The following is a 15,185-nucleotide window of genomic DNA, read 5'->3' as shown; positions in this document are numbered from 1 at the left end:
ATGCAAAGAGTTTGTATTAAGCCTATCTCAAAGTAACTTGTGTGAGATTATCCGTCAATCTACCTCCAAACGCATCTCTGAAAAACGTATTGCTTACCTAACTGATAAACTTATAAAACTCGCTAAACAATCTTTTTGTGCGGTCAAGAAAACCTCTCCAATGCTTGAAGAGGTTCGTTACTATGCTCAAGAATTGCTTCGTCTTTCTGAACGCAGACAAGTTGTATTAAACGACATGGTAGCTCTAGCTCAGCCTTTACCAGAGTATGACATCTTACGGTCAATTCCTGGCATCGCAGAAACCACAGCGACATCTATCATTGGCGAATTGGGAGATATTCGTCGCTTTCAGTCTACCAATCAAATCAAAGCTTTTATTGGCATTTACCTGAGACACTATGAATCTGGGAACTTTCTCGCCAAGGAACACATCACTAAGCGAGGTAATCCCTATGCCAGAAAAATCTTGTTCAAATGCATTCACAACATCGCTTCAGCTAGTCATACCAATCCCTGCCATATCGCTGACTTTTATGAGAAACGAAAAAGACAATCGACAATAGCTTCAACTAAGCCACATACGATTGCCTCTATATATCGTCTCATTCGAACAATGTATTACCTCATTACGCATAACAAACTTTACGATTACTCTTTGACCCAAAATCGATAAGGCTGTCTATGCCGTATTATTGTAACACCTTGTTTCAAAAAATACCAGATGAAGTGTTTTTTTAGCATGCCCATTTATAGATCAAAAAGTGTTAAAAATAAGACAGTAACCTCAGAATAGATACTGTCTTATCTCTTTTTTTTACTTAAAGCCTTGATAGACTTGACAAATGGTAGAAAAGAGCCATTTTTTCTGCCTAACTTTTGGAGTGCCATTCACGAGTGTTGCTTTTTTCATTGTTTAGAATGACTTATCAAAGATAATCTCTAAAGAGTTATTTTATTTTTAGTTCATATTTTCTGGTGGGTAAGCAAGACCGTTTTTATCAAAGAAAACGAAGACTCCTGGTTGAATTTCTACCCAAGTGCTGATGGCTTTCTTGCCACTATCACCAAAGTAATAGCTAATACGGCCACTGCGAGTAGTTACGATTTGACCCTTAAGTTGTTTGCCGTCTTTAGCAAAGAAATAAGTGTCATCACCAATCTTCACTTCTCCAGTCACTGTCTTACCGTTGGCACCAATATAATACCAATGATTGTCTCCTGTTGTGAAGAACTCGTTGGTCAAGCGTTCACCAGAAGCAGCGTCATACTTGCTGTAAGTACCATCTGAGTTCTTAACAAAATCACCCTTAACCTGACTACCATCTTCTTTGAAGAAGAGGTGTTGACCATTGATAACTTGAGCGCCTGTAACAGTCTTACCGTTGGCACCTGCATAGTACCAAACGTTATCGCCTGTTGTGAAGAATTCGTTAACGACCAAATCTCCAGAACTATCTTTGTACTTGCTGAAAGTACCATCAGCATTCTTCACAATGCTACCCTTAACTTGGCTACCATCTTCGTTAAAGTAGAGGTGTTGGCCGTTAATAACTTGAGCACCTGTAGCAGCGACACCATTTGCATCGAAGTGGTACCATTTACCCTTGATATTTCTCCAAGTGTTCTTGATGGCATTACCAGTATGCGCTTCAAAGTAATAAGTCTTACCGTTATAGGTTACCAACTCATCTTTAGATTGGATACCATCTTCATTGAAGTATTGCGTGAAACCATCAACGACCGTAACACCCTTAGCCATGACACCTTCGTTAGTGAAGTAACGGAATTTCACGACCTTAGACTCTTTACCGTCTTTAGTTTCAGTAACGTCAAATTTAGAGTAACCACCCTTGTACATTTGACCTTTTGAATTGTAAAGGTAGGTATTGCCATTACCATCAACGTAGAAGGCATTGCTCAACATGATACCATTTGGCAAGAAACGATAGACGTCTTTACCATTTGGTGAATATTCACCGTTGGTAACCATGTGACCACGAGCATCAAAGTAATAAGTGTTACCATTGAAGGTTACAAAGGCAGACTTGGCTTGGTTACCACTTGTACCAAAGTAAGTAATACCTTTACCATCACTTGAGAAGCCTGTGATAACTTTTTTATTCCCCTTCAATTGAAGCGGAATGAAGTTACCTTCTTTCGTTACGGTGAAGTATTTACCTGTTGCTTCATCACTAAGAACATAGCCAACACCACGGTCAAGAACATTGGTTCCGTTGAAGTATTCGGCCTTCCATTGTTTCAATTTAACAGAATCATCAATTGGTTTACCAGTTGAGATCATGTTGACTTTGAACATTTCAGGGTATTTAGCCTTAAGTTCAGCCAAGAATTCACCACCGTATTTTGCTTGGTAATCCTTACCTGATGACTTAGAGTTAGCTACATAAAGAGAATGATCAATGATAGCATCTGAAATCTTACGTCCGGCACCATCTGTACGGGTCGCAGTGACAACTTCTTTACCAGGCAATTGGTAAATTTGGTCTGGGACCCAGTCAGCGATTGCTTGAATACCAGCCTTATGAAGTGCCTTAAGGGCATTACGCAAGTCTTCTTTAGAACCGTATTTATTGTTCTTACTCATGGCAAGGTCATAACGGTCCGCAAAGGCATAACCATTTTGAATGACAGAGTCAAGGAAGGTACCATCATCAGCTGATACAAATTGTGGTGCCATTTCAAATGATGTCACACCCCAAGACTTGAAGAGGTCAACATTTTCAGCAATCTTACGGTTAGTATAAACTGAAGGATCTGAACCATCTGGAATCGTTTGGAAGTTAGAAAAGCCTTCGTAAATCAATTGTGAATCGTAAGCTTCAGTCGCTTTAAGAGTCAATTCACCCTCTTTTTTAGCTGCTGTTGAAGCTGCTACACGGATATCTTGGTCATCTGAAGCGCCAACTGGAACCCAAACTGCTACGAAACCAGACATATCAAATGTTTCATAACCCTTGATGTCATTGGCACCAAAAGTCAAGACACCATTGCCATCTGTTTCTTTCACGTAACCTGCTGCAATGGCTTCTGCATCAGATGTGAAGTTCTTAATACCATTTGGTGTCCCAACAATCAAGGCACGGTATTTTTGGTTAGCATGGATTTTACCCATCACAACATTTAGCTTAGCTGACTGATCCAAAGTCAATTTTGGATTATTGACAACCAAGGTTACTTGTCCAGATGTACGGCTGTATTTTGAACCTTGAGTATCATCAGCTGTCATAATATCTTTACCATAACGGACTGACGTATAGACTTCATTTGTGCGGTAGAGTTCAACGTCTGACTTGTCCATCTTGCCATCAGTTGGCAACCAGTATGAACGTTGCGCTTGACCACCAGAAACATACTTGATACGGCTCTTCATCAAGTTAACAATGGTATCGTAGTATGGAGATTTGGCTTCCATATAGTTACCATCATCAGTGTAGAGGTCACCATAGTAGACACGAGTGATAGTTTCCATGTTTTGCAACATGACAGCGTAGGCTGCTGGAATATTGTTCAAGGTATATTTCTTATCATTGCTGAGCATGTCTTTGTTATAAATCTCAAAGGCACGTTTCATCTCAGAATCAGTAATGGTGAAACCATCTGATTTTTCGTTGATTTCTTTCTTGATGATTTCAGCAATGATGTCTTGAACGTTGTTGTCGTGGGCACGGATGAAGACGTAGTTTCCTGACGCATCACCGTACTTCTCATTGTATTTACCAATTGTAGACTTTTTAACGGTTCCGTCTTCGTTATAAGCCTTGCTTCCATCTTTGTTAATCCAATCAGTCTTTTCATCACGTTGTGTCGTGTTGAAAGTATTGTTATACAAAGGACTTACAGCCGGTGTACGTTCTTTGATTGGTTTAGCCAATGAGAAGAGGAGAGCCAAACGTTGTTTGTTTTCCATAGCAAGCGCAGCGACATCTGTCTTGTCATTGTAGTGGTTGTCATTAAGACTCCATGCTTCAAGGACTGAGATGTGAGCAAGAGCGTTTGCTTCAGATTTGTTAACACCATAGTACTCACGGAAGTAGTTTGTGTAGAGTTGAAGCATGTCTGCATCGACATTATCTACCGCGTCGACACGGATACCATCGAAGTTAGCATCCTTGTCACCCATAACGATTGAACCCCAGTTCATAAGGTAGTGGATTTGGTTCAATTGTTCCGCTTGAACAACTGGGTTTGACAAATCTACGTCATTAGCTAGCAAGAAGTCGAAACCACCCATGTGGTTTGGATCTGATTGCTCATCAAGAATTGATTTATCAATTGTACCAGTCTGGTTAGTTGCTGTACGGTTCAAAAGACGATAGTTAGAGTTCGCCCATGGTGTACGTGAATCATTTACATAAAGAAGGGCACCACCTTGAAGGTGATCTTCGCCGCCACCTTTAGAGTAGTTTTCAGTTTCTTTGTTCCATTGTGGTTGTGTCTTAACAAAGGCAGAGATAGTTTCACGCAACCATTGTGTTGATTTTTCAGCCTGAATCTTTTGCTCAATCTTGATTTGAATGTCCTTAGCAGCAACTTTCAAAGTTTCTTGCTTATCTGTACTTGAATATTTAGCATCCAAATTGAAGACTTTAGACATGTAGTTCAAGTAGTTAACTTGAGTATCTACATTTGGCCACCAAGCCATCAAAAGTGGACGGAAATCTTCTGCCGTTGATGCTTGCCAAGTTACACCATCTTTGATGATAGAAGCTGGACGGTACCAGCTATCTGCAGTCAAATAACCATCAATCAATTCAAAGCTAGCTTCAGATGAATCGTAGGCACGGTTATTTATTGAGAAACCATCAACAATATTTGTTGTTCCTTGTGTGAAAGAGTATGTTGATGAGCTTGTAAGGGCACCATCTTTACCGAAGTAAAGCAATTGACCATTTACAGTAATGGCAAAGTTTTCTTTGTGTGAACCATCTTCATTAACATAGTAATATTTACCATCAATGTTTTTGATGTTTTTCAAGGAAAGCGCAGCTTCTACTTCTGAATCTTTCAAAGCAGCTTCTGGCGCTTTAACTTCTGTGTTTACAACTTCAGCCTTCACTGTTGCTGGTTGTTCTTCTGCTTTTTCAGTTGTAACAGCTGGTGCATCTGTTGTCACAACTGCTTCTTTATTTGGAACAGCTGCCACTGCTACATCAGCAGTAGTTGCTGTTTTAGCTACTTCAGCTGTTGCTTGTGTATTCGTTGTAGTTGCTGTTTTAGCTGCTTCAGCTGTTGCTTGTGTATTCGTTGTAGCTGCTGTTTCGACAGTATTTGTTTCTTTAGCAGGTGTCAAAACATCTGCTTCTTTTGTATTTGTACGTTTATCGACTTCTTTGGTTGCTTCAGTAGAAGTAACTAAATCGGCTGTTGTATCTGAATTTGGTTGAGTTACTGTCTTATCTTGAGTTTCATCCGCTGAAACTGAAGATGTTGTTGCAGACAATCCTCCTACGACAGTAGCAAGTGCTGCAGAGGCAACTGCAATTGTAACCCATTGCTTCTTAACTTTATGAAGCTTATAGTGTACCTTATTTTCCATTATAATTTTCCCCGTGATTTTATTTGTCAAAATCAGACTGAAATCTATCCGATTTCAAACAATTACATTATATCATTATTTTCTAACTATTTTTCAAATTAATTGTATTTTTATAAAATATATGTAATATAATAGTAATATTAGAAAGGTTTTGTAATGCGCCTGTTTCATAGGTTTTCAATTCTCATTTTATATCATTTGATAACTGAAACTATTTTTTAGAAAATGTCTAGAACACTTGATTTAATAACATTTGTAGCCTTTCTGACTCAAAATTGATATTTGTCAGATTTTTTTCTTTAAGGAGCAAAAAAAGGTGAAATTTCTTTAAACGATTCTCGTTTTCAAGAAATTTCACCTATAAATTCATGTCAAATCATATCGTTTTTCACTTAATCTCTCAGATTAAGATTAGATTGATTGATTATTTATCGAAATCAGCATAACCATTTTCATCGAAGAAGACAGTCTTACCGTCTTGGAAAGTGATCCATGTGTTTGTCACACGTTCGCCAAGAACTGATTCGTAGTATTCTACTCCTTTTGGTGTGCTGATTGGGCTACCTTTAACTTGGCGTCCCAATTTATCAAAGTAATATTCTTTACCATCGATATTTTGGCGTCCTGTTACAGCCTTACCATCTTTGAAGTAGTACCAAACATTGTTACCAGTTGTCAAGAAACGGTTATTGAGACGCTCACCTGAATCTTTATCATAGTAAGAGAGTGATCCGTCAGCATTCTTAACAAAGTCACCTTTGACTTGACTACCATCTTCTTTGAAGTAATAGTTTTTACCGCCAACACTATAGGCACCTGTCACGATTTCACCATTATCTTTGGCATAGTACCATGTCTTACCACCATCAAGAGTGAAGAAATCAGATTTAACTTGGCTACCATCAGCATTGAAGTAATAGTTAAGGTGGTCAATCGTTTGACGACCTGTGGCGAGGTTACCATCCTTATCAGCATGGTACCACTTGCCGTTCACTTCGAAGAACTTGTCTTTTACTTTATAACCGTTATCTACAGTGTAGTAGCTGATTTTACCGTTTTCAGTAACAAAATCACCTTTAACTTGGGCACCATTTGCACGGAAGTAGTATTCGTGACCATCCAAAGTAAGGGCACCTGTCACATTCTTACCAGCTGCATCACGATAGAACCATGTTGAGCCATCAGTTGTGTAGAATTCACCCTTCGTAGCTTGTGCATAGCCTTGATCGTTGAATTCATACCAGATACCATCGATTTCTGCCCAACGGTTTGTATAGGCATTACCTGAATTTTTATCGAAGAAGTAGAGTTTCCCATCTGGAGTCACATACTTAGTACCTTTAGCTTGGAAGCCATTTTCATCAAAGTATTGCAATCCTCCACCAGCATAAGTCAAGCCAACTGCCATTTCTCCAGTTGATGAGAAATAACGGAATTTAGCTTCTGTTTCTGAAGTACCTTCTTTCGGTACATCGAATACAAAGTAACCATCTTTGTACTGCTCACCAAAGCTACCAAAGTAATAATATTTACCATCCTGTTGATAAATAGAATCACGAAGCTGGATACCGTTTGGCAAGAAGAAATAAGTCTTACCATCGACATCTTGACGACCAGTTAACATATAACCTTCTTTATCGAAGTAATAGTAATTTCCAGCATATTTAATGAAGGCATTCTTAGCTTGGAAACCACTATTATCAAAGTAGGCCATACCCTTACCATCATAGTAGAAACCTGTCTTACCACCTTGATCTGTCAAAGGTTTTGGCAAGAAGATACCATTATCAGTAACTTGATAGTAGCGACCAGTAGCATCGTTGCTGAGAACATAACGACTACCACGACCAAGGATATTAGTACCATTCATGTACTTAGCAGACCATTGCTTGATTTTAACAGATGGATCAATCTTCTTACCAGTTGATATCATCACATCTTCAAACAACTGTGGATATTTCTTTTGGAGCTCATCAAGGAACTCACCACCATATTGAGCTTGGAAGTCCTTACCTGATGATTTAGAATTTGCAACATATAAAGTGTTATTGATATAAGCATTGGCCTTTGGAGTACCATAACTATTAGCACGTGTTGCTGTTACAACTTCTTGTCCTGGCAATTGGTAAAGTTGATCTGGAACCCAGTCAGCAATTGCTTGAATACCTTGCTTGTGAAGGGCTTTAAGTGCATCACGAAGATCTTCTTTAGAACCGTATTTGTTATTCTTGCTCATGGCAAGGTCATATCGGTCAGTAAAGGCATAACCATTTTGGATAACAGAATCAAGGAAGGTACGGTCATCAGCCGATACAAATTGAGGAGCCATCTCGAATGATGTGATTCCCCATGACTTGAAGAGTTCTGCATTTTCTGCAATCAATTTATTAGTATATTGGCTATCTTTTTCAACAAAATCTTGGAAGTTTGAGAAACCTTCATAGATAACTTGTGAGTCCAATGCTTCAGTAGCAGAAAATGTCTTGTCAAGTTTCTTATCTGAACCTTTAACACGGATATCTTGGTTATCAGGTGCACCTACTGGTACCCATACACCAAGATAACCTCTCATATCAACAGTACGATACCCCTTAATTTCATCTCCACTAAAAGTCAAGTTCCCTTCAGCATCAGTGTATTTAATTTTTCCAGCTGCTGCTGCATCATTTTCGTAAGTGACAATTCCCTTATCAGTACCAAGAAGTAATGGACGGTAGGCTTGGTTAGCATGAAGTTTACCCATGTTAACTTTCAAAGTACCATCACCCAGTGAGAAATCCTGATTATTGGCAATAAGGGTCAACATACCAGAATGTTTACTTGTTTCTGCTACACCCGTAGTTTGGTCAGCAGTCATAATATCTTTACCGTAACGAACAGATGACAAGATTTCTTTTCCATTGAACGTGTCGACTTTCATCGATTGTCCACCTGAAACATATTTCATACGGTTCTTCAAGAGCGTTGTGATAGCATCGTAATAAGGAGACTTGGTAGCCATATATTGACCGTTATCCGTATAAAGATCTCCATAATAAACACGAGTTACCTGCTCCATATTTTGAAGAATCAAAGCATAGGCGGCTGGAATATTGTTAATAGTATAACGTTTTTCTGCCTTCTTCATATCTTCATTATAGATTTCAAAGGCACGTTTCAATTCAGCATCAGTCATGGTATAACCATCTGATTTTGGATTGATCTCTTTTTGAACGATATCACGAATGATATCTTGAACAAGGTTATCATGAGCACGCGCAAAGATGTAGTTAGCTTGTGTATCTCCATACTTACTATTATTTGTACGGTCTGTCAAACTGCTAGTAATCAAATCTTTCAATGAAGAGCCCGATCCATAAAGTGCACCCATAATTGCATAACGAAGGTTATTATCCATGGCAAGGGCTGCACCATCATGTTTTTGATTATAAGCATTATCATTTAAATCCCAAGCTTCAAGGATAGAAATGTGAGCGAGTGCATTGGCTTCAGATTTATCCACACCAAAGGCCGCACGGAAGTAGTTTGTATAAACTTGGAGAAGGTCTGCATCGACATTGTCAACTGCATCAACACGGATACCATCAAAGTTAGCATCCTTATCACCCATAACAATTGATCCCCAGTTCACAAGATAGTGAATTTGGTTCAACTGCTCAGCTTGCACAACTGGATTTGAGTTATCAACGTCATTGGCAAGTAGGAATTCATAACCACCCAAGTATCTTCCTGTACCATTTAGAGAACCATCTTGGTTACTTGGTGTACGGTTAAGCAAACGGTAATCAGAATTTGCCCAAGGTGTCTTATCATTATTGACATAAAGAAGGGCTCCACCTTGAAGGTGGTCAGCTTGTGTATAGTTTTCTGTTGCAACACTCCACTGCTCTTGTTCCTTAACAAATGAAGAAATTGCTTGACGAAGCCATTCTGTTGATTGTTTAGCAGAGATTTCTTGCTCAATCTTAATTTGAATAGTCTTAGCAGCTGCATTCAATTCTGATTGACTTTGGCTGGTTGAATAAGTTGCGTTAAGGTTAAAATGTTTAGAGAAAGTATTGAGGTAGGCCACTTGTGTATCTACATCAGGCCACCATGCCATCAAAAGTGGACGGAAGTCTTTCTCAGTTGACACGCGCCATTTTTCACCATTTTCCAAAATAGTGACTGGACGGTACCAGCTATTTGGCGTCAAATACCCATCTACCAACTCAAAGCTTTCTTTCTTAGAATCGTAAGCACGATTATGTGAAGAGAAAGAATCAACTAGATTAGTTGTACCTGGTGTGAATGAGTGTGTTGATGTGCTTGTCAAAGCACCGTCTTTACCGAAGTAAAGCAACTGGCCATTAACTGAAACAGCAAAATTTGTTTTGTATGAACCATCTTCTTTGACATAATAGTATTTTCCATCAACTTGCTTAATGTTGTCCAAAGAAAGCGCTGCTGTTTCTTCTTTTTCAGTAACACCAGATTTTGGTTTTTCAGCTACTGTAAGCGTTGTATCTGTCGCTACAGTTGCATTTGCTGGTGTTTCTGTAGCACCATTAGCTACTGCTGCACGATCAGTCGCTGCTGGTGCTGCCACATTAGTAGTTGTATCAGTTGTAGCCGTTGCTGGTGCTGGAGTTGCTACAGTATCTGTAGTTGTTGCCTTGTCATTTGTTACTGCTGTAACATCTGTCGTAGCAGTTGCTGCTGGAGTCTCTACTTCATGCGTTTCGACCACAACATCGCTTTCAGCTGTCGTAGTAGCAACTGGTTCTGTTGTTTCATCGGCTGAAACCTTTTGATTAGCTACTGTAGCACCACCTACAATAGAGGCAAGTGCTGCCGAAGTGACGGCAATCGTCACCCATTGCTTCTTAACTTTGTGAAGCTTGTAATGTACCTTTTTTCCCATTTTAGGTCCTCATTTCATTTTCCTAGTTTGAATGAAATCTACACCATTCAAACAGTCTCATTATATCATAATTTTTTTACCCATTTCTTTACTTTATCATTCCAGTTTCGTTTTTTAACCATAACTTAAATTGATTAGCAGTATTTCTAATCTAAAAAAACTACCGAAATCACGTAACGGTAGTCTATGGTTTATAAGTTGTATTTAAAGCCTTCAAGGGCTGCCCCAAGCTTAAGAGATGACATATTTCTATTATAGTTTGGAATGTTGAAACTGTTTATTAAGTAAATACAAGAGTATGTTGGACCCTATAGCTGACTAAAAAGAGTAAGGTTTCTGTAAGTAATTTAGCTAGTACCAGGCCAAGACCAATGGCTACCAGGCTACTCAACAAGAAATAGTTACAAGCCAAGAGAACCAATACCAACATAAAATAGCGAACACTTGATCTAAAGAGTGAACTGGTTGGATTGAAGACCACATTCGCATTCAGTAGACATTGGCTAGAAGCCGAAATCACACGGGCTAGCACGACCGAAAGCAGGAGATTTTTCGTCAAGGCAAAGAGCACAAATAAGGCTGTTGCATCAATGAGTGAGGCCAAGACGGCCGTGCCAGAGAACTTTAAAAACGGGCTATAAATACGGATGGAATCACGAATGGGCCGAAAGTGCGAACTTTTATTTTCCTCCAGATAGACCGTCTCAATAGGAACTTCAGAAATATGATAACCTGACTTTTTAGCTTCGAGGAGCATATTAAATTCGTATTCGAAGCGGTTCCCATCCAAACTAAGCAACCATGGAATGAGGTCTGTCGACATGCCACGAAGTCCTGTCTGAGTATCCGTTACCTTTTGACCAGTTACTAGACGGAAGAGCCCAGCAGTCACCTTATTACCAAAGCAGCTACGTGCTGGTACCTTACCCACAAAAGCACGGGCACCCAAAATCAGATGACTTGGATTTTCCTCAGTCGCTCGAGACACTCGGACAATATCCTGAATCAGATGTTGACCGTCACTATCAACTGTCACGATAGTCTGGGCTGGGAAATGTTGACTCACTACCTCCTCTTGAATATGCGCAAAGGCAGTCTTGAGGGCAGCTCCCTTTCCCTTATTAACCGGGTGTTTAAGGACGGTTGCTCCAAAAAGAGCCGTTTCGTCGTAAAAGTCGTCATAGCGTGGACCGCTCCCATCATTGACAACAATAATCCGTGCTTTAGGGAGTTTTAAAGTAATATCTTGAACCACCTGAATCAGGCGAATGTCTGGTTCATAAGCTGGAATAACAATATACATAGGCACTTCCTTTCTGTTTCATCCTATGATGCTTTATTGGCCTCCGCCAAAGCCACCTGCAGGGCCACCGCCTTGGAGACCACCGCCGCCTTGAGGGCCACCACCGCCACCAGGCATAGAGTTTTCAATCTTGGTTTGTTTTTCACCATTAATAGTAATGTCACCACCGGTATAGGTCGCTGTACCATCAAAGTCAAAGCCAGATTGACCGGTCAAGTTGATCGTTCCCCCCGATACAATAATATCACCATTTGAATCAATTGGGTCTGTGTCACCTTGACCAACCTCGACATTAAGGGTTCCACCTGTCATCTTGAAGAAAATTTCGCTTTGACTGGCATTGGCATTAGCCGCATTTACCCCATCATCTGTCGCATAAACATCGATCTTGCCACCGTTAATGGTTACAGATTTTCCTTCGATACCTTCGGTTGATTTTTCAACTTTGTAAGTACCGCTATCAATAATCAGATCGCCTGAGGCATGAATACCATCGTCACCAGCCTTGATAGTCATGGTATTGTCAGACAGATACATGGTACCTACTGAGGTGTCGTTATCGTTATCGACCTTAACGGCATCTTCTTCGGCCTCAATAGTCATGGTTGTTCCTGTGATATTAAGTTCATCATTAACATTGAAGGCATCACCGACTGAGGTAATCTTATAGGTACCACCAGTTATATGAAGACTGTCGCTTGCCTTAATACCGTTGTTTTTCTTGGCATCAATGTTAAGAGTACCTAAGCCGTTAATAGTCAAATCTCCCTTAGAGAAAATCACGGCATCCGCATCTTCGTCACTATTTGAACTTGAATCAGAAAGGGTGCTCGTAGTGCCATCTTTAAGTGTTAGATAGACATGACCAGCACTTGTCGCAGTAATTGGGGCATTGGTGTTGGTCATAGTTGCACCATCTAGAACAATATGGACATCGTCTGAATCACCAGCGTCCACCTTGATTTGCACACCATCAGATTTTCCTGAAATGACGTAGGTACCCGCTTTAGAGATGGTTACCGTTGACCCTGATACTGCTACGCCATCTCCTGAAACATCCGCAGATGAGCCTGATAGTTTAATCTTAGAAGCTGAACTTTCATCATAAGATGTCTCTGAGTCTTTTGATGTGAAATAGTTGCTGTTCTTTTTATTAGTAGTCTTATTAGTCGTTGCAGTTACAGCACTTGTTTTTGATGTCGTGCTTGAAGTCGTCATCGTTGCTTGACTGTTTGATTGGCTACAAGCTGTCATGACTGTTAGGGCTGTCGCACAGGTTACTAAAGTCGCACATTTTTTTAGTTTTTTTGATTTCATATCTTTTTTCCTCTCGGGTTCGTTTTGATGATTACAGTTTACGGAACTTCCCTAAAACATTTCTGAAGGTTAACTAAAACTTTTCTTAAGTTAAGTTTGGTGAAAGTTTGACTTAGGACTTCTTTCAGAAAAGTTCCATAGACTAATAGGCGAGCAAGTAAGTGCTATATAAAATAGTACATTTTCGCTCAACTTTTCTACTATAAAAATAAAAGCCAAATCTTAAAGTGAAGGCTTTGTATCTTATCTAATTGAACACGCCTACAACTCGGGGGAAAAAGATGGTCCTTGCTTGGAGATAAACTCCTACGGCTGGTCCCCCTATTTCTAATTCCGAGAATTGATTTGAAATGAAAAAGAATGCTGATAAATCAACATTCTTTTTAAGTATTATTTGCAAAAAACAAGATATTTTGTCTGTTTAGCTACCAAAAAGATACCATATCTGCTTATTTTTTCTTACAATTTTTTTGATGTGCTTTTAATTTCTTCATCGCCCAATCATAATGACTTGAAGTAGTGCTTACAAAATACGAACCAAGTACACTTCCTCCTACCCTACAATATTTGTACAAATTTTATAGGTTTCATCTAATAGAAACTTATAACTTGGGATTTGTTTACTTACAGTACGCCTCTATTTTATCCTCATATTTTTTCAAAAGTTCCCGTGAATATATTTTTTCATTTTTTGAATCTCTAACTTCTTTCCAAAGGATAGCTGCAACTTTTAACTTGTTAGAATAGTATTCGCTAAATTCATCTGTACAAAAATCTTTTAAAAATTGGTTCCATTGGCAAACTGAATTATCATATTTGGCATAGTCTGATTCTCCATAGTATATTTTAATCATATCTTGGATTGTAAATTTTATATCGTTATCCCTTTTTACTTTTCGCCAAGCTGTTGCCATATCAGCATTAAATTTAAACGAATTAACGCCTATTACCTCTGAAAAATAATCTCGAAATTTTTGGTTAAAAGAAAATCCGCATTCAAGTAACGGTGTATCTAATGTTATAACTTCGGATTGATTTTTGTTTCCTTTGCTCAAAAATTTTTCTATCCTATTTCCCTTAAAATATTGTTCTATAATATGATTCAACTCCTGTTTTGTACATCTATACTCCAATCCAAGAGATTTACAAATTTGTGAAAGTTCATCTCGATACCAGTAGTATCTGTTAAATTCTTCAAATGATTTTATATCTCGAAAATCAGGTCTATTCTCTTTCAAATGCTTACCTCTACAAGTTCTAATTTTACTATTTCTTTTTCTTGGGGTTAGGTGTTGGTAGCTCATCATACATTGAATTGTTTATTAAGAAGTCCTGTAAAAGACTAATAATTTGGTTTTTATCTTCCTCTGTTAATTCATGTTCTCTCAATAAACTAACTATCTCCTCAAGGCCATCATCTCGTCCTTTAAGAATCTCAAAAGAAGTATTTAAGATTTCAGCTAGTTTCTCTACTGTATCATCCTTTGGATTTCTCCCCCCGTTCTCCCACCTAGCATATTGAGCTTGAGCCACACCTAACTTTTCAGCAACTTCTAATTGAGTAAGTCCTGCATCTAGTCGGGCTTTTTTTATATTGTCTTTTAACATGTTATAATTCCTTTCGTTTTTCTATTGACTTATAACCAAAATGGTTATATAAAAACAAAGCATACAAAATAAGTGATACTAGTTAAATTTATGAGTATGCAAAAACACCCCAGAAAGCTCTGCAAAGCGTTCTGAGGCTTTCGTTTAAAACCAATACAATTATACCAAAATGGTAATAAAAAGTCCATAAAAAGCGAGATATGGCTAGATTGAGAATATTATGACATCAACACAATTGGCATTTCAAAACAACAAAATTAACAATACTCATTCTTTTTATTCGCCTAGTTTAGAAGAATATATTCAAGTAAATGATGATGTATTTAACGATATTCGAGACGAAGAAATTGAACTTCGAGCACTTGAACTGCTCTCGAGTTTTCTAGACAAGTATTTTGGGTAATTTAAAAACTAATAAATTAGAGATTGGGAGACAAGTGCAAGGGCGCGGGCCGAAGGCAGAGCGCCCGAAGCTCGAAGTTCTCCCAATCTCTAAC

General features: G+C 38.8%; 8 protein-coding genes and 1 pseudogene. 2 read left to right on the top strand and 7 right to left on the bottom strand.

What is annotated here, in order from left to right; all coding sequences use genetic code 11:
- Positions 1-673, top strand: a 673-nt coding sequence (locus HMPREF0848_RS02400) for an IS110 family transposase (protein ID WP_008534379.1), incomplete at its 5' end; no start/stop codon positions are given.
- Between the two features lie 285 nt (positions 674-958).
- Here the strand turns inward: HMPREF0848_RS02400 and HMPREF0848_RS02395 are convergent.
- The 7 genes and pseudogenes from HMPREF0848_RS02395 to HMPREF0848_RS02370 form a co-directional block, all read right to left on the bottom strand.
- Positions 959-5,557, bottom strand: coding sequence for a glycoside hydrolase family 70 protein (locus tag HMPREF0848_RS02395; protein WP_008534377.1), 4,599 nt, complete (start codon positions 5,555-5,557; stop codon positions 959-961).
- Positions 5,558-5,981: 424 nt separating this feature from the next.
- Entirely contained in the window at positions 5,982-10,460 is a 4,479-nt protein-coding gene (locus HMPREF0848_RS02390) for a glycoside hydrolase family 70 protein (protein WP_008534376.1), read from the bottom strand.
- Between the two features lie 280 nt (positions 10,461-10,740).
- A complete protein-coding gene (locus HMPREF0848_RS02385) occupies positions 10,741-11,763 on the bottom strand; it encodes a glycosyltransferase (protein ID WP_008534375.1) in 1,023 nt (340 codons plus the stop codon).
- Positions 11,764-11,796: 33 nt separating this feature from the next.
- Positions 11,797-13,080 carry a carbohydrate-binding domain-containing protein gene (locus HMPREF0848_RS02380; RefSeq protein ID WP_008534374.1) on the bottom strand — a complete coding sequence of 428 codons (1,284 nt, stop codon included), beginning with the start codon at positions 13,078-13,080 and terminating at the stop codon, positions 11,797-11,799.
- Positions 13,081-13,529: 449 nt separating this feature from the next.
- Positions 13,530-13,655: pseudogene (locus HMPREF0848_RS10350) on the bottom strand (ClbS/DfsB family four-helix bundle protein); the annotation flags it as partial.
- Positions 13,656-13,700: 45 nt separating this feature from the next.
- Complete coding sequence (locus HMPREF0848_RS02375; RefSeq protein WP_008534373.1) at positions 13,701-14,318, bottom strand: SAP domain-containing protein; 618 nt, start codon at positions 14,316-14,318, stop codon at positions 13,701-13,703.
- A gap of 28 nt (positions 14,319-14,346) precedes the next feature.
- On the bottom strand, positions 14,347-14,688 hold the full coding sequence (locus tag HMPREF0848_RS02370) for a helix-turn-helix transcriptional regulator (protein ID WP_008534371.1): 342 nt from the start codon (positions 14,686-14,688) through the stop codon (positions 14,347-14,349).
- A gap of 220 nt (positions 14,689-14,908) precedes the next feature.
- Here HMPREF0848_RS02370 and HMPREF0848_RS02365 point away from each other — a divergent pair, with 220 nt between their 5' ends.
- A complete protein-coding gene (locus HMPREF0848_RS02365; protein ID WP_000204837.1) occupies positions 14,909-15,091 on the top strand; it encodes a hypothetical protein in 183 nt (60 codons plus the stop codon).
- The last annotated feature ends 94 nt before the right edge of the window (positions 15,092-15,185 follow it).

It is taken from the genome of Streptococcus sp. C150, from assembly GCF_000187445.1.
Classification (GTDB): Bacteria; Bacillota; Bacilli; order Lactobacillales; family Streptococcaceae; genus Streptococcus; species Streptococcus raffinosi.
The sequence above is the reverse complement of the archived record's forward strand: the minus strand, read 5'-3'. Positions and strand labels throughout refer to the sequence as shown.